A 15,625-nucleotide genomic window follows, 5' to 3' on the forward strand; every position below is an offset into this window, starting at 1 on the left:
CAGCGTCATCTAGCAGCACCGCGCACCGGGGTTGGCATCCTGCTCGGCGTAGCGGGCACGCCAATATTCGCGCTCGGTTGGAATCACGGCGTCGGGATGATGCGCTTTAAGGTGAGCGCAGTACTTCGCGTAGGCGTGATCGCCCATGAGCTCGCCGACGTACCAGGTGATTTTCTTGAGCGCGCTAATCACTAATGCCCTCCAGTTTCTTCGAAGCTCATGTTGTACTGCGCGGCTACTTCCTTCTCCCACTTGGTCGGCATCATTCCACGAGGCAGGAACAGCGTGGACGGGATGTCCTCGGTCTCCGAATCCACTGGCTCGATACCGGCTACGCGCTGCTTGACCGCCTTGATACACGACATCACTGCCGCACCAATAACGGCTAGGACAAGCACGGCGAAGAGGATAGATAGACAGCCTTGGATGAAGGTATTACGCACCACTGCGTCAATTTCTTCGACGGACTTTGCAGACCCGAACTCGCTAAGCCCCTGAGCCGCGGCGTCTTTGAAACGCGCGTGGTTAGCCCAATAGCCGATGGTCGGATCGGAGCTGAAGATCTTCTGCCAGGACGCGGTCATGGTCACGATGAGGTCCCAGGCCAGCGGGATAAGCGGAATCCAGACCCACTTATAAAGACCCTTCTTGACCACCACGACCACGACGAGTGCGAGCGCCATCGCAGCTAACAGCTGGTTCGCGATGCCGAAGAGCGGGAAGAGCACGTTGATGCCGCCTAGCGGATCGGTAACGCCCATGATGAGAATGGCGCCCCACAGCACACAGACGATGAAAGTAGAAAGGTAGGTGCCGAGCTTCCAGCTTTGGTCGCGGAACTTGCCCAGGCCCGGGATGCCGCCCAAGGAGTCGGACATCATAAAGCGTGCCACGCGGGTGCCAGCGTCCACCGTGGTGAGGATAAACAGCGCCTCGAACATGATGGCAAAGTGGTACCAGAAAGCCTGCATGGCTGGATTGCCCAGCATCTGCGTCATGATTTCGGACATGCCATAAGCCAGCGTTGGCGCACCGCCGGTACGGGAAACGATGGACTCCTCGCCCACTGCCTGGGCTGCGGCGGTTAGCTGCTCGGCGGTGATGCCAGCGCCGGGCAGGTTGAGGGTGCCTACGAAGTCGGCCGCACCTTCCGCAGTGCCCTGTGTCTTCGGCGCTGGAGAGTTCATGGCGAAGTACATGTGGCGGTCAATGATGACCGCGGAGATAAGCGCCATGACCGCGACGAAGGACTCCATGATCATGCCGCCGTAACCGATGGCACGCATGTGGGATTCCTTCTCAATGAGCTTTGGCGTGGTACCCGAGGAGATCAGCGCGTGGAAGCCAGAAAGTGCGCCGCACGCAATGGTGATAAACAGGAACGGAAAGAGGTTGCCGGAGAAGACTGGGCCATTTCCGTCCGTGGCGAAGCTGGTCACTGCCGGCATGTGCACGGACGGGCGCTCAATCACGATGGCGATGGCAAGCAGCGCGATGACGCCAATCTTCATGAAGGTAGACAGGTAGTCACGCGGGGCAAGCAGCAGCCAGACCGGCAGGATAGCTGCCACGATGCCATAGCCAATGATGGCAAAGGCTAAGGTCTCCTTGGACCAGGTAAACATGCTGGCACCGAGCTCAGTATCGGAGACCCAACCGCCGCCGATGATGGCGGCAAGCAGCAGGATGACGCCAATGACGGAGACCTCAGAGACCTTGCCAGGGCGGATGTAGCGCAGGTAGAGGCCCATGAACAAAGCGATGGGGATGGTCATCGTGATGGAGAAGACGCCCCACGGCGAATCCGCCAAAGCGTTGACCACGATGAGCGCCAGCACTGCGATGATGATGATCATGATGGCGACGGTGGCGATGATGCCCGCGATGCCTCCAATTTTACCCATCTCATCGTTGATCATTTGGCCCAGCGAGCGGCCCTTGCGCCGCGTGGAAACCCACAACACCAGGTAATCCTGTACCGCGCCCGCAAAGACGACGCCGAGGACGATCCATAGTGTGCCCGGGAGATAGCCCATCTGCGCCGCCATGACCGGGCCGACCAGCGGGCCCGCGCCGGCAATAGCGGCGAAGTGATGGCCAAAGAGCACGCGGCGATCGGTAGGCAGGAAGTCCTTACCGTCATTGGCGTACTCGGCAGGAGTCGCACGACTATTGCGCGGCTTTACCACCTTGTACTCAATAAGGCGAGCGTACAGGGTATATCCGATAATGTAGGAGCCAACGGCGGCCAGGACCAACCACACGGAGTTGATGGTCTCACCGCGGTGGAGAGCGAGCACTCCCCAACCGGCAGCCGCAGCGATAGCGGCAATCAAAATGACGATCTTCTCAACGTTGCCGATGACCTTTTCCGGCTTTACGTCGATGGGCTGTGCCTGGCCGTCGACTTCAACAAATTCGATGTCGGACCGCGGTTCGGGTCCGGTCTTGATACTCACGATAATCTCCCGAGGAATCAGACAGAGCAGATGAAAGAACTTTTATCCAGCCACAGTTGTTAGGCACGCTGAATTGCTTAACTATTGTGAACCGAGATACTAATCAGTATTCATTGTGTGCAAAGGTCACACAATAAAATTCAATAATTTCTATCGGCTTATCCCCAAAAATCGCTTGACCTTGGTCACACCCACCCCGAGGGGTTAACAACGCTGCCTCCACGTAGTGAACTACTGCCAAAGCGGTAACATGGAGAAACTGTATGCGAGGCCTTCCGGAAAAAGTCCTCGTCACAGAGAATTTCGGCCGCAGCAAGATCGCAATTAACACGGGTTTAGCCACAGCCTGCCCCCTAGAAATACTCCCCCCACCTACCCCCAATTTAATTTCCAAACTCACAAAGCAAACTCACAAAGGAGGCACCGCCCAGCATGGCAATCAGCGTCACCGACATTTTCTCCATCGGCATTGGCCCATCTTCCTCGCACACCGTCGGCCCAATGCGCGCGGCCCTTGCGTTCCTGAAAACGCTGCCGGAGCATCCAGCCAAGGTGCACACCGAGCTGCGGGGCTCGCTTTCGCTGACTGGCCGCGGCCACGGCACCGACCGCGCGGTGATTCTGGGCTTGGCCGGCTGGGATCCGCTGACCGTCCCGGTTGATGCTGAACCGCGTTCCGATCAGCCCATTCCGAGCAAAGGCATGACCGACGGCCCGCTGGGCGCGATGGAATATTCCATCGAGTTCAACAACGAGCCGGTCCCCGAGCACCCGAATTGCCTCATCTTCGATGCCTGGGATGCAGAGGGCAACCTACTGGCCGAGCACGCCGAGTACTTCTCCGTCGGCGGCGGATTCATTCTCTCCCGCGCGGAACTCGACGCCGAGGTCGCAGCCTCCGCCGAGGTACCTGCCGGCATGGCAGCGGCCGAATCCACCGACGATGTTCCTTACCCATTCACCACGGGCGAGCAATTGCTGGCGCTGTGCGAAAAGCACGATTTGAAGATCTGGGAGATTGTCGCCGCCAACCAGGAAGCGCTCCATAAAGAAGACGGCGGCCTCGAATACGTCTACGCGCACCTGGATTTGGTGTGGGACATCATGCGCGAGTGCGTCACCGACGGCATCTCTACCTCCGGCATCTTGCCGGGCGGCCTGCAGGTCCCACGCCGCGCGCCGGGCATGTACAAGCAGCTAATGGAGGGCCACGACGATAAGACCTGCGGTTTTTCCGCTATGGAGTGGGTCAACCTGTTTGCGCTCGCCGTCAACGAGCAAAATGCCGCCGGTGGCCGCGTCATCACGGCCCCAACGAACGGCGCCTGCGGCATCATCCCAGCGGTGTTGCACTATGCCCGTGACTTCAAGCCGAACTTCACCCGCGATTCCGCCCGCCGCTACTTGCTTACCGCGGGTGCCATCGGCATGATCATCAAGCACAACGCCTCGATTTCGGGCGCCGAGGTGGGCTGTCAAGGCGAGGTAGGCTCGGCGTCGTCAATGGCGGCGGCCGGCATGGCTGAACTGCTAGGCGCAACGCCGGCGCAGATCGAAAATGCAGCCGAGATTGCGCTGGAACACAACCTCGGCCTTACCTGCGACCCAGTCGGCGGCCTCGTGCAGATTCCGTGCATCGAGCGCAACGCCATCGGCGCGGTCAAGTCCATCAACGCCGCGCGCCTGGCGCGCATGGGCCAAGGCACGCACCACGTTTCTCTCGACGCCGCCGTGCAGACGATGGCCGATACCGGCCGCGACATGCTGGCGAAGTACAAGGAGACCTCCATTGGTGGCCTCGCAAAGACCCTAGGCTTCGCCGTCACGCAGGTGGAGTGCTAATGCAAAAAGGCTTGCGTGGCAAAAGGTAGTCTTATCGCTAACGCACAGACCCTAACCTAGAAAGCGATATCTACCTCCATGCGAGCCGATGCATTACGCCGCCGAATAGCCATCATCGAGGCGGCATGCGCCATGTTTAAACGCCATGGCAACTCGGTCTCCCTTGAAAAGATTGCCTAGGAAGCAGGCGTGGGCGTCGCCACGCTCTACCGCAACTTCCCGGACCGTGAAGGGTTGATTCACGCGTGCGCGGAACACATGAGCGACGATTTTCTGGTCTTCCAAAATCGCTTGATTAAAGGCTTCGAATCCGATCCTTCGGACGCGGAAAACTTCGTCCTGGACTATGCTCTCAAGCTCACGGAAATGGGTTTGACCAGCCTCATCCCTTCCTTCGTGCCGGAGGACTTAGATACCCTGCCGGAGGATTTGCAATTGAAGCGCGACGCGTTGCAGGAAAACGGCGAAAGGTTCATCGAGCTCGGAAAGCAGCACGACGTAATTGGCCCAGGCGTGGGGCACCTCGACTTCGTGGTGGGAATCTTAACGCTGGTGCGCCCCAGGAAGGTGCACGTGGAGAACTACGTGCCCGATATCCAAAACGTATGCTGCGCATCTACTTGGCAGGCATCAAAAGCGGCATGGCGAACGCATAGTAGCAAAACAAAAGGCGCCTTCACTCCCCAACCGATATGTGGGAAGGAAGGCGCCTTTGGCATCTCAGCGAGATGCCCTTTAACGTCGTTGGCTTAATTCAGCTGGCTGCGCAGGTGCTCAACGAGCGCGTCAATGGCGACGTCGCTTTGCTCATGCGCGGCAAGGTCCTTGACGGCGACAACGCCGTTTTCGAGCTCCTGCTCGCCCAGGACAAGCGCGAAGCGAGCGCCGGCACGGTCCGCGCCCTTCATCGCCCCCTTGAGGCCGCGGTCGCCGAAGGACATGTCAGCGGAGATGCCGGCGTTGCGCAGGTCGTTGACGATGCCTGCCATACGGCGCTTAGCATCGGCGCCCAGTGCCACGCCAAAGACCTCAACGCGCTGGTCGACGCCGTCGAGCTGGATGCCCTCAGCCTCCAGAGCCAAGATGGTGCGGTCGACGCCGAGGCCGTAGCCGATGCCGGAAAGCTCCTGGCCTCCCAGCTGAGACATCAGGCCGTCGTAGCGGCCGCCTCCACCGATGCCGGACTGCGCGCCGAGCAACGGGTGCACGAACTCGAAACAGGTCTTGGTGTAGTAATCCAAGCCGCGGACCATGCGCGGATTGATGGTGTACTCGATGCCCATGTCATCGAGCAGGCCGGTGACCGTCTCGAAATGCTCACGGCACTCGTCGTTTAGGTGATCGAGCATCAGCGGGGCGTCGGCAAGCTGCTCCTGGACCTCAGAACGCTTGTCATCGAGGACACGCAGCGGGTTGATCTCCGCACGCTTGCGGGTTTCCTCATCTAAGTCGAGCTTGAACAAGAACTCCTGCAGCTTCTCGCGGTAAGCCGGGCGACAGTTCTGGTCACCCAAGCTGGTCAGCTCGAGACGGAATTGGCTCAGCCCGAGGGAACGGAAGGAGCGATCTGCCAGGGCGATGACCTCGGCGTCGAGCGCGGGATCGTCAACGCCGATGGCCTCGACACCGACCTGCTGAAGCTGGCGGTAGCGGCCAGCCTGCGGGCGCTCGTAACGGAAGAAAGGTCCGAAGTAGTTGAGCTTGACCGGCAGCTGGCCGCGGTCAAGGTTGTGCTCAATGACAGAACGCATAACGCCTGCGGTGCCTTCTGGGCGCAGGGTTACCGATCGGTCGCCGCGGTCTGCGAAGGTGTACATCTCCTTGGAGACCACATCGGTGGATTCACCAACACCACGCGCGAAAAGCGTGGTGTCTTCGAAGATCGGAAGCTCGATGTGCTGGAAGCCGGAGAGATGAGCCTGATGGACCAGGTTCTCACGCACCTTGTAGAAGGTCGCCGATTGCGGCGGAATGTAGTCCGGGACTCCTTTGGGAGCGGACAGGGCCTTAAACTGCTTCTTATCACTCACGCGTATCAGAGTACATCCCGTAGCGTGGCCAAGAATGGATTAGTTGCCCTTTCGGCGCCCATCGTGGTGGTTGCGCCGTGTCCGGGCAGGACAGCGAGCTTGTCATCGAGCCTCCAGACAGGCCCGGCAAGCGAGAGCTGCATCGCGCTTGGGTCAGAGTGCTCGAGGTCGGTGCGCCCGATAGAGCCTTTAAAGAGGACGTCGCCGGCAAGCACGAATTCCTCGGCAATAATAAGGACGGAGCCCGGCGAATGACCCGGGGCATGCTCGATGCGGAACTCGTAGCCGATGAGTTCCAAGGTCTTGCCGCCGTGGAGCTCGCGAAGATCGTCGATGGCGAGCATATTCGCGGCGTCGAAAAGCAGCTGCGATTCCGGTGAGACCCCGGAACCGTCAACAAGCATGAACGCGTCCTTGGGGTGGATGTACACCGGAAGGTTGAGCTGCTTGGCAAGGTCACCTGCCTCGCGGGTGTGGTCGAGGTGGCCATGGGTCAAGACGATAGCTTCGAAGTTAAGGCCATGCTCTTTACCCAAGTCGAGAACACGTTGCATCGCGTGCATGCCTGGGTCAACCACGAAAGCGCGGGAGCCATTGGCCACCACATAGGTATTGGTCTTGTAGGGCCCAGCTGCGAAACCTAAAACGCTCAAAGTCATAAAACGCAGTCTAGCGCCCGCCCCCAATGCAGTGGGGCCAGGCGCTAGATGAGATTTAGTGAGCTTTTACTCGCTGATTTACTTGCTCAATGCCTCGATCACAGCGTCGTAGTTCGGCTCGGTGGTGACTTCATCGACGAGCTCGGTGTAGATGACCTTGTGCTCTTCATCGGTGACAACAACGGAGCGAGCCAGCAGGCCCTTCAGCGGGGAGCCCTGCAGGGTAATGCCCAGCTTCTCGCCGAAGTCAGAGCGGAAGTCAGAAGCGCTAACGACGTTCTCAATGCCCTCTGCTGCACAGAAGCGCTCCTGCGCGAATGGCAGGTCACGGGACACGGACAACACAACGGTGTTGTCTAGGCCGGCAGCCTTCTCGTTGAAGGAACGCAGCTGCGCTGCACACACGCCGGTGTCTACGGACGGGAACAAGGAGATAACCAGGCGCTTGCCCTCGAAGTCCTGGTTGGTTACCTCGGAAAGATCGGTGCCGACGAGCGTGAACTCTGGCAGCTTCTGCCCTACCTCAGGTAGGTTTCCGGCGATTTCGGTTTCGTTTCCATTGAATTTAACGTGAGCCATGGCGCCCCACCCTACTGAAGGATTGCCTGGCGTGCCACGATGGGCAAATACGATCCGTTGGGCCAGACGGGCTAGACTCTGTCAGGTATAGCTCGAGCCCACTGGCTTAGAAGCTAGCGTTTAACTCGAAATCCATCGCCAAAGGACCATTAAATGCCCAACAACAAACAGCGTGGCGAAGAAGCGCTAAACCAGCTCGACCGTGAGCTTAAGGCCCGTGACCGCAAGGAAAAGACCCGCCCTCTGGGCGTTGTCGCGGCCTCGCTCGTAGTTATCCTCGCCTTGGTCGGCGGCATCTACTTCTTCGCCACCCGCGATAATTCCGATGAGAAGGTCGTGGCCGAAGAATCCAGCGCCGCAGAGACCACTGCTCAGGACACCCCGGATGCCAAGCCACTGTCCGGCAAGCGTGCTGAGGCACTGCCTGCGAGCGTGCAGTGCACCTACGAAAAGGACGGCCGGGATGCCAACGGGGCGAAGGTTCCGGACGGCAAGGATGTCTCCACCAAGGGAACGGTGAAGGTTAACTTTGCTACCAACAAGGGCGACATCGAAATGGAGCTCGACCGTGCTAAAGCTCCGTGTGCCGTCAACGCAATTTCGGACCTGGCGGATCAGGGCTACTACGACGACACCATCTGCCACCGCATGACCTCCGGCGGCTTGAGCGTCCTGCAGTGCGGTGACCCAACCGGCACCGGCTCCGGCGGCCCTGGCTTTAGCTTCGCCAACGAGTACCCAACCGACGAGACTGATGAAGCTGACACCAAGACCCCGGTGACCTACCCGAAAGGCTCCATCGCCCTAGCCAACTCCGGCGTGGACACCAACGGCTCCCAGTTCTTCGTCAACTACGCCGACTCCATGCTCACGCCTGAGTACACCTACTTCGGCGACCTGACAGATAAAGGCCAGAAGACCATGGACAAGATCGCCGAGATCGGCGTCGAAGGCGGTGCCTCCGACGGCAAGCCGGCCGAGGAAATCAAGATCAAGAAGGCGTCTGTCGAAGCCTAAGCGCCGACAAATAGATGTCCTTTCGTCTCCCCCTGGGCACCCCTGATGGGTATGCCCAGGGGGCTTCGTCTTACATGCACCTTTTTCAGAGGTAGCTGAGATTTTCTTATGCGTGCGCAGGCCTTTTCACAAAATAGGCTCTATCATCTAGTGCATTTTTCCTATTTCTCCTGCACACAACATACCTACAGATACTTCACAGGATGAACTTTTTCGCTTTTTCGGTTGCATATCTTCAGGGCCGGAACTAACATTCGTGGGGTCTTTGAAATTCCCAAACTCTTAAGGATTGAACACATGAAGTTCTTCTCCCGCAAGGCACTGGTTGCAGCTGCTGCAGCCGCTACCATCTCCTTCGGCGGCGCTGGCGCTGCTATGGCTGCAACCCCAGCCGCAGCTACTTCCACTACCACAACGGCTGCTCCTACTACTACTCAAACCCCTACGGAGACCAAGACCCCTGAAAAGGAAGGTTCCTCTTCCTCTTCCTCCGACGATTTCACGGCAAAGGACGTCAAGGAGTGGATCGGCGTTGCCACCGCAGTCATCACCGCCCTCGGCGCACTGTTCGGCTTCGTCAACAAGTACTTCAAGATCTTCTAAACTCGATCCGAAGATCTAGAACAACCGCTCACCATTTGGTGGGCGGTTTTCTTATGCCTGACCTGCTGTGGTTTCAGTGATGCACCGGACGGTTTCAGCTAAGCACCGATGCCAGAGAACGCATCACGCGCAAAACTAAACCCTCGATGCAAACAACGGCATCGAGGGAATTCCTATTTGAGTGCTCCTCAATAAAGCTCTGCTAGCGCACAATTCGTCGAATACCGAACACGCCCAAGACTTTCTCCCACCAGGGAAGGTTACGTGGCTCATTCAAACGCTGCATGTATGCCTTCATGAAGAAATGTGCCTCTTCCAGCGCTTCAAACTCTTCGTCAGAAATCGCCTGAGAATTCTGAGCAGACCTATCTGCAATCGTCATGGCACGTCCCTCCTCTTTCGGTGCCCTTAACCTTACATCGCTGATACAGCGTAATCCACCCTTTTTCCTGGGTAAAGATTGAGGCGTTTACGCTTCCTCACTAGATTCCGTCGTCGAGTGCTCACGCTCTACACCATTCTCATAATTCTCCTTGATGTATTCCGATATTGCTTGGACAAACGTCTCGTCTTCATCGGAGCGATCAGACATTGTCACGAGCGTTGGCAACAACTGCCATCCTGCTCGACGTTTTCTTTCGTCGCTATCAAGAGTTAGATTCATTGCCCACTCGATTCTGTTGTAGTAGGCATCGCGCCTATCTGAACTTTGTTTTTGCTTGAACGAACGCCAGGCGATTACGAGACCTACAACAGCAACAATTGCGTTCGGAATCGCCCCACGGTAATTCACGAGCTTTAAAATTACATCTTTCCACTCGTCACCCGTAAGCCACCAAGTCAGAAGGAATGCTGCAGCAACTCCGATGATAACAATGACGAGCAATATGCAAAGTGCGCCAGGCAAGGAAACAGACCACCCTATAAGCCTGTCTCGAGTCTTCAGCGATCGATCCTGACTCTTCGGTGTCATTGGCTCCGCCATCTGCGTGTTAGGGGGTTCTTCCTCATTAGTGTCGCTCATCAGAAGAAAGAATATTCGAAAAAGATTAAGTTGTCAGAAGTCCGGAGCTTTTATCAGAGCTTTCCAGGTAGCTTGGCATTACGAACAGCCCAATGCACAGCTACTTCTCCCCTGGTTTGTCGTCCATGCCCTCGATGAGCTCAGCGCCGAGGATGTCGCGGAAGAGGTCCGGGTCAACGAGTTGGCCGATTTTGATGACGGAAATTTGGCCGGTGGGTTCGAGGATCATCATCTGAATGTCGCCGCGGCGGCCGAGTCCGGCTTTGCGGGTTGCGGAATTTACGTCGCTGACGGTGATGTGGGCAAAGTGCATGTTGTCTTCGAGCAGCTCGCCGTTATAGACCAACAGCACGGGACGGCGGTCTAGGTAGCGGGACCAGCCGATGTAGCGGCGGATGGTGCCGAAGGCAGCCTCTAAAACCATGAGCGTTAGAAGGCCGATGACGCCGGCGGCAAGGGTAGGTGGATTACCCACGATGACACGGCCGGCCACGGCACCGAACATAATGATGATGACCGCATCGGAGGCAGTCATCGACGTCAGCACGCGGGTGCCAAAGAGCTTGACCAGAATCATAAAGGCCAAGTAGATACCGATGGTGGCAAGTAAGACCACGGGGATTCGGTGTGGCTCAATGCCTAATTGATATACCGACTCACGCCCGATCAAATCCACAATATCCACGTCAAACTACTCTACTACCACGCTTTTCCTTCACGGAGCTTGGATAGACAAAGGCACCGTGGAGAAGATTCCACGGTGCCTTGCTTTAGACTGCAGTGCTTATATGTTGAACTGCTTGCGCAGGTTCTCAATGAAAGCACGCACCGGCGCCGGCAGCATGTGCATGTTCATGCCCACCACACCGATGATGCCCACGATGGCAGCGATGACGCCCGCGGCAATGCCCAGGCCCTTGGAAGAACCGGAGTCCAGGGAGGACAGGGAGCTCAGCGAGGAGCTGTCGGTAGTATCGCCCTTGCCCGGCTCGTCGCTGCAGGTGGCGTCGTCAAGCGGCAGCGTTGCCTCAGTGCCAGCGTCGGTGGTGATTTCGAGCGGGGTATCGCAAGTGAAGTCCGCCGGCACGTTAAGCTTCAGCGTCGCGCGGCCGCGCTCACCGAACTGGTCGTCACCGTCCTGCTTCGCGTTGTCGATATCCGCAGTGGCGGTCTCATCCCCCAGCTTGACCGTGGCGGTCTTTGCCATCGGCTCGCCCTCAGAGGTGTAGTTGAGGGAGGACAGCTCCACGGTGATCTCATTGCCCGGCTTAACCTCGCCGGTGATGTGAGCGCCAATCTGGCCCTGACCCTCACGAGCGGCTGGCTTGCCAGCCTTGATGTAATCAATCATGGCCTGAGTGTCCATGTAGCCCAAGTCCACAACATCCTTGATGGCGCCCTCAGCGAAGTAGCCGTCGCCGCCGCCGATGAGGAAGGTGGACAGCGCGATGGTGTAGTCCTTGCTCGGGTCGACCTGCTCACCGTCGATGGTCACGGACTTAATGCGGCTACCGTGCTCACCGGTCTGGTCATAAACCACTTGCACGTTATCGGAAAGGCCCATGGCCAGGCGCGGACGAGATGCGCCTTCCTGCCACTGGTTCTCCAGAGCCTTGATGAGGTCAGCGCCGGAAACCTTGCAGTAAGCCACGGCGTTGCCGAATGGCTGCACCGTGAAGACATCCTTGTAGGTGACCTCGCCTGCAGGCAGGTCCGCGCGCACACCACCGGCGTTCATGACGCCCAGGTCGATCTCCTTGCCCACGGCCTTCGCCACAGATTTGCGCTGTGCCTGCGCGATGAAGTTGTTCAGGGTGGATTCCACGCCGCGGTTGGAGCCCGAACCCTTGCCCTCATCGGAGCCACGGAAGAGCGCCTCTGGCATGGTGCCCACGACGTCAGCACCGAGCTCCTCCGCCTTGGCCGCAGCTTCATCGACGATCGCGGCGATTTCGGCATCCTCGCTAAGCGAAGCCGCGTCCGTCGCGTCGTACTGCTTCATTTTGATGTCGGTGACCTTCTTCGCCTTGGTGTCGAAGGTGATATCCAGGTCGTTGAGCAGCTTGCCGTACTCGTGGCCCTGCGCCCACTGCAGCGGCAGGGCGCCCTCGCGGGCGACCTCGCCCTGGGTCTTCACGTGGGTATCGCCGCCGAAGAGCGCATCAACGTCGGTGCTGAATCCGTCGGCGAACTGCTGGGCGTCCTCGTGGAAGAGCGCGATGACGACGTCAGCCTCGCCGGATTCCTTCAGGTGCTTTGCCTCTTTATTGGTGGCCTCAACTGGGTCGGTGAAGGTCACGCCTGGAATCATTGCCGGGGCAACCTTGAACTCGGTGTTCTGGGTAACGGTGCCAACAAAACCCACCTTGACGCCGCCGATTTCCTGGACGATGGAAGCATCGAGAATCGGCTTGCCATTCTGCAGGACGTTTGCGCCCAGGATCGGGAATTCGGAGTGCGGCTGGATACGGTCCCGCAAGTCATCGACGCCCTTATCAAACTCGTGGTTGCCCACTGCGGTAGCATCGAGGCCCATCGCGTTGAGAACGTCCATGGTGTACTCATCCTCAGAGATGGCGGAGATATATGCAGAACCGCCCACGTTATCGCCAGAGGAAGTCAGCGCATATTCTTGGCCTTCGTTGACCTTCTTAATCAGCGACTGCAGCAGAGCCGCGCCCATCTCATCGCCGGGCTTTACGGTCTTGTCCTTGGGCAGGCCATTTTCCAAATGACCGTGGATGTCAGTGATGTTGCTGACGGAGATAGTCACGGTGTTGTCCTGCGCGAAGGCAGGGGCTCCGCTGAGAGCGACGGCAGTAACGGTAGAGGCAGCGAGCAGCTGGCCAAAGCGACGAAGTTTCACGAGTTCTCCTGTTTCATGAGAGAGGTACGAACGTCTTGTTTATAGTCGCTTTAAGGCACCTTCGCAGCCCACATAAATGCTTTTACCTGGCGTTTTACCGGGCATGCCCGGAAAGTTCACCTGCCCACAAACCGCCAGCTATATGGCATTAAGAAACCCTCACCCTAGGTTGGGTGAGGGTGACGGCGTCCCGCCGTCACGGTCTGGGCTTTACCTTCTAGGCCGTTACGCGGTAGACGTCGAAGACGCCCTCGGTGTTGCGCAGCGTGGTCATAAGCTGGCCCAGCTGCTTGGTATCCGAGATGGAGAAGGTAAAGCGCATCGTGGCGATGTGGTCATCACCGCGATTGGAGCTCATGGACAACACGTTGAGCTTCTGCTCACTGAACACGCCGGTCAGCTCAGCCAGCAGGCCCTGGCGGTCGATGGCCTCGAGCTGGACGCTCGCAGCAAACTCGCCGGCGGCGCCCTTGCCGGAGGACCACTCCACCTTCATCATGCGCTCTGGTTCCTGCTTGAGCTTTTCGGCATTGGTGCAATCTGCACGGTGAACCGAAACGCCGCCGCCACGGGTGACGAATCCGAAGATGGCGTCACCAGGCACGGGCTGGCAGCAGCGCGCCAGCTTAGCCATGACGTCGGGGCTACCCTCCACTAGGATGCCGGTTCCCTTCTCGGAATCGGTGGTGCGTTGAGTACGGGAGTTCTCCAACTCCGTGAGCGAAGTACGTGACGCCAGTGCCTCAGCGGCATCGTCTTGGTCGCCGAAGAGCGACATCAACTGGTTAGCCACGTGCTGGGCCGAGACGTGGCCCGCGCCGATTGCCGTGTAGAGCGAATCGACGTCGTCAAAGTGCAACTGCTCTGCCACTTGGCGCATCGAGGATGCGGTGAACAGGCGGTGCATCGGCAAGCCTCCGCGCTGGATTTCCGCGGCCAAAGCGTCGCGGCCGGCCTCTAGGTGCTCTTCGCGGCGCTCCTTGGCAAACCACTGGCGCACCTTCGCCTTCGCGCGCGGCGATACTAGGAACTCCTGCCAATCACGCGAAGGACCGGCATTCTGATCCTTCGAGGTAAAGATCTCTACCTTGTCACCGGACTTTAGCTGGGATTCCAACGCCACCAGCTTGCCGTTGACCTTCGCACCGATGCAGCGGTGCCCCACCTCAGTGTGGACGGCATAGGCAAAGTCCACCGGCGTGGACCCCGCTGGCAGAGTCACCACATCGCCCTTGGGCGTGAAAGCAAAGATCTGCTTGGTGGTCAGGTCATAGCGCAGCGAGTCTAAGAACTCGTTCGGGTCTGCAGCTTCCTTCTGCCAATCCAGCAGCTGGCGCATCCACGCCATCTGGTCGACTTCGGCATCGCCGGCGCCGTTCTTGCCCTTTTTCTCCTTGTAACGCCAGTGCGCGGCCACACCGAACTCGGCGTTGTAATGCATCTCGTGCGTACGCACCTGAACTTCCAGGGTGGAGCCGCCTTCTGCAATCACCGTGGTGTGCAGCGACTGGTAGACGCCGAAGCGCGGGGAGGAAATATAGTCCTTAAACCGGCCCGGCAGCGCTTGGTAGAGCGCGTGGACCACGCCGATGGCGGCGTAGCACGAGTTGACGTCATCGACCAAGATGCGGATACCCAGGAGGTCGAAGATCTCCGCAAAGTCGCGGCCACGGACCATCATCTTCTGATAAATGGACCAATAGTGCTTCGGGCGGCCCATGACCTCGGCCTGAATGCCGTTTTCACGCAGCGCCGCACCAACCTGCTTCTGGATCTCCTTAAGGGCGCGATCGCGCGAAGGCGCGCGATCTGCCACCATGCGTACAATCTCGTCGTACTTCTTCGGGTACAAGATGGCAAAGGAAAGGTCTTCCAGCTCCCACTTCACGTTCGCCATGCCGAGGCGGTGCGCCAGCGGCGCGATGACGTCTAGGGTCTGGCGCGCCTTCTTTGCCTGCTTCTCTGGCGGCAAAAAGCGCATGGTGCGCATATTGTGCAGGCGGTCGGCGACCTTGATAACCAGCACGCGCGGGTCAGTAGCCATGGCCACGATCATCTTGCGGATCGTCTCCGCCTCCGCGGCGGCGCCCAAGGCGACCTTGTCCAGCTTCGTCACGCCGTCGACAAGCCGGGCAACCTCCGGGCCGAAGTCGCGCGTGAGGTCATCCAACGAGTAGTCGGTATCTTCCACCGTGTCATGCAGCAGCGCCGCAACGATGGTGGTGGTGTCCATGCCGATCTCCGCGGCAATCGTGGCCACCGCCAGCGGATGCGTAATGTACGGCTCCCCCGACTTACGGAACACCCCCTCGTGGAGGCGCTCAGCAGTGTCATAAGCGTTGTTGAGCACTTCTGCATCGGCCTTGGGGTGAAACTGCCGGTGAATGGACATAAGTGGGTCCAAAACCGGGTTGATCCTTACCCTTCCGCCGGTCAAAGACCGCGCTAAACGGGCGGACATGCTGCGCATGCCGCCATTAGGGCGCTTTGTCGACTTCTCAGTGGTCACGGCGTCGCCCTCCTCATAGGTCATGGGGGTGATGTGT

14 protein-coding genes are annotated in these 15,625 nt (G+C 58.7%); 4 read left to right on the forward strand and 10 right to left on the reverse strand.

Annotated features, from left to right (window positions below; all coding sequences use genetic code 11):
• Positions 1-9: 9 nt before the first annotated feature.
• A complete protein-coding gene (locus tag HMPREF3158_RS11305; RefSeq protein WP_371326209.1) occupies positions 10-192 on the reverse strand; it encodes a YbdD/YjiX family protein in 183 nt (60 codons plus the stop codon).
• Positions 192-2,459, reverse strand: coding sequence for a carbon starvation CstA family protein (locus tag HMPREF3158_RS11310; RefSeq protein WP_070498572.1), 2,268 nt, complete (start codon positions 2,457-2,459; stop codon positions 192-194). Before HMPREF3158_RS11310 ends, HMPREF3158_RS11305 begins: the two co-directional genes overlap by 1 nt.
• Positions 2,460-2,891: 432 nt before the next feature.
• Here HMPREF3158_RS11310 and HMPREF3158_RS11315 point away from each other — a divergent pair, with 432 nt between their 5' ends.
• Together HMPREF3158_RS11315 and HMPREF3158_RS11320 are read left to right on the forward strand one after the other, a co-directional pair.
• Positions 2,892-4,301: an L-serine ammonia-lyase gene (locus tag HMPREF3158_RS11315; RefSeq protein ID WP_061922766.1), complete on the forward strand. Its 1,410-nt coding sequence runs from the start codon at positions 2,892-2,894 to the stop codon at positions 4,299-4,301.
• 189 nt (positions 4,302-4,490) lie between these two features.
• Complete coding sequence (locus HMPREF3158_RS11320) at positions 4,491-5,054, forward strand: TetR/AcrR family transcriptional regulator (protein ID WP_235591273.1); 564 nt, start codon at positions 4,491-4,493, stop codon at positions 5,052-5,054.
• On the opposite strand, the gene hisS is transcribed toward HMPREF3158_RS11320, so the two are convergent.
• From hisS to tpx, 3 genes are all read right to left on the reverse strand, one after another.
• On the reverse strand, positions 5,051-6,331 hold the full coding sequence (gene hisS / locus HMPREF3158_RS11325) for a histidine--tRNA ligase (RefSeq protein WP_062038838.1): 1,281 nt from the start codon (positions 6,329-6,331) through the stop codon (positions 5,051-5,053). The two genes, HMPREF3158_RS11320 and hisS, sit on opposite strands and share 4 nt — an antisense overlap.
• A 5-nt stretch (positions 6,332-6,336) precedes the next feature.
• Positions 6,337-6,990, reverse strand: coding sequence for an MBL fold metallo-hydrolase (locus HMPREF3158_RS11330; protein ID WP_062038835.1), 654 nt, complete (start codon positions 6,988-6,990; stop codon positions 6,337-6,339).
• 78 nt (positions 6,991-7,068) lie between these two features.
• Complete coding sequence (gene tpx, locus HMPREF3158_RS11335; protein ID WP_062038832.1) at positions 7,069-7,569, reverse strand: thiol peroxidase; 501 nt, start codon at positions 7,567-7,569, stop codon at positions 7,069-7,071.
• Between the two features lie 153 nt (positions 7,570-7,722).
• Here tpx and HMPREF3158_RS11340 point away from each other — a divergent pair, with 153 nt between their 5' ends.
• Both HMPREF3158_RS11340 and HMPREF3158_RS11345 read left to right on the forward strand, forming a co-directional pair.
• Positions 7,723-8,586: a peptidylprolyl isomerase gene (locus HMPREF3158_RS11340; RefSeq protein ID WP_070498573.1), complete on the forward strand. Its 864-nt coding sequence runs from the start codon at positions 7,723-7,725 to the stop codon at positions 8,584-8,586.
• Between the two features lie 297 nt (positions 8,587-8,883).
• Positions 8,884-9,189: a hypothetical protein gene (locus tag HMPREF3158_RS11345; protein ID WP_070498575.1), complete on the forward strand. Its 306-nt coding sequence runs from the start codon at positions 8,884-8,886 to the stop codon at positions 9,187-9,189.
• Between the two features lie 202 nt (positions 9,190-9,391).
• Here the strand turns inward: HMPREF3158_RS11345 and HMPREF3158_RS11350 are convergent, their stop codons facing one another.
• The 5 genes from HMPREF3158_RS11350 to HMPREF3158_RS11370 form a co-directional block, all read right to left on the reverse strand.
• Positions 9,392-9,571, reverse strand: coding sequence for a hypothetical protein (locus tag HMPREF3158_RS11350; protein ID WP_061922781.1), 180 nt, complete (start codon positions 9,569-9,571; stop codon positions 9,392-9,394).
• Between the two features lie 87 nt (positions 9,572-9,658).
• Complete coding sequence (locus HMPREF3158_RS11355; protein WP_141741049.1) at positions 9,659-10,213, reverse strand: hypothetical protein; 555 nt, start codon at positions 10,211-10,213, stop codon at positions 9,659-9,661.
• Positions 10,214-10,313: 100 nt separating this feature from the next.
• Positions 10,314-10,898 carry a DUF421 domain-containing protein gene (locus HMPREF3158_RS11360; RefSeq protein ID WP_070498577.1) on the reverse strand — a complete coding sequence of 195 codons (585 nt, stop codon included), beginning with the start codon at positions 10,896-10,898 and terminating at the stop codon, positions 10,314-10,316.
• Between the two features lie 99 nt (positions 10,899-10,997).
• Positions 10,998-13,079: a bifunctional metallophosphatase/5'-nucleotidase gene (locus HMPREF3158_RS11365; protein ID WP_070498579.1), complete on the reverse strand. Its 2,082-nt coding sequence runs from the start codon at positions 13,077-13,079 to the stop codon at positions 10,998-11,000.
• Positions 13,080-13,296: 217 nt separating this feature from the next.
• The gene (locus tag HMPREF3158_RS11370; protein ID WP_371326210.1) at positions 13,297-15,612 is read right to left on the reverse strand and encodes a RelA/SpoT family protein; all 2,316 of its coding nucleotides are present in this window, start codon (positions 15,610-15,612) and stop codon (positions 13,297-13,299) included.
• Between the last annotated feature and the right edge of the window lie 13 nt (positions 15,613-15,625).

The sequence above is a fragment of the Corynebacterium sp. HMSC06G04 genome (genome assembly GCF_001807365.1).
Taxonomy (GTDB): domain Bacteria; phylum Actinomycetota; class Actinomycetes; order Mycobacteriales; family Mycobacteriaceae; genus Corynebacterium; species Corynebacterium simulans.

What these genes read in the sequence shown, in the direction of transcription:
- HMPREF3158_RS11370 (WP_371326210.1), bottom strand. Translation starts at nt 15,612, where the DNA reads ATGACCTATGAGGAGGGCGACGCCGTGACCACTGAGAAGTCGACAAAG.
- HMPREF3158_RS11350 (WP_061922781.1), bottom strand. Translation starts at nt 9,571, where the DNA reads ATGACGATTGCAGATAGGTCTGCTCAGAATTCTCAGGCGATTTCTGAC.
- HMPREF3158_RS11345 (WP_070498575.1), top strand. Translation starts at nt 8,884, where the DNA reads ATGAAGTTCTTCTCCCGCAAGGCACTGGTTGCAGCTGCTGCAGCCGCT.
- HMPREF3158_RS11340 (WP_070498573.1), top strand. Translation starts at nt 7,723, where the DNA reads ATGCCCAACAACAAACAGCGTGGCGAAGAAGCGCTAAACCAGCTCGAC.
- HMPREF3158_RS11315 (WP_061922766.1), top strand. Translation starts at nt 2,892, where the DNA reads ATGGCAATCAGCGTCACCGACATTTTCTCCATCGGCATTGGCCCATCT.
- HMPREF3158_RS11330 (WP_062038835.1), bottom strand. Translation starts at nt 6,990, where the DNA reads ATGACTTTGAGCGTTTTAGGTTTCGCAGCTGGGCCCTACAAGACCAAT.
- tpx (WP_062038832.1), bottom strand. Translation starts at nt 7,569, where the DNA reads ATGGCTCACGTTAAATTCAATGGAAACGAAACCGAAATCGCCGGAAAC.
- HMPREF3158_RS11355 (WP_141741049.1), bottom strand. Translation starts at nt 10,213, where the DNA reads ATGAGCGACACTAATGAGGAAGAACCCCCTAACACGCAGATGGCGGAG.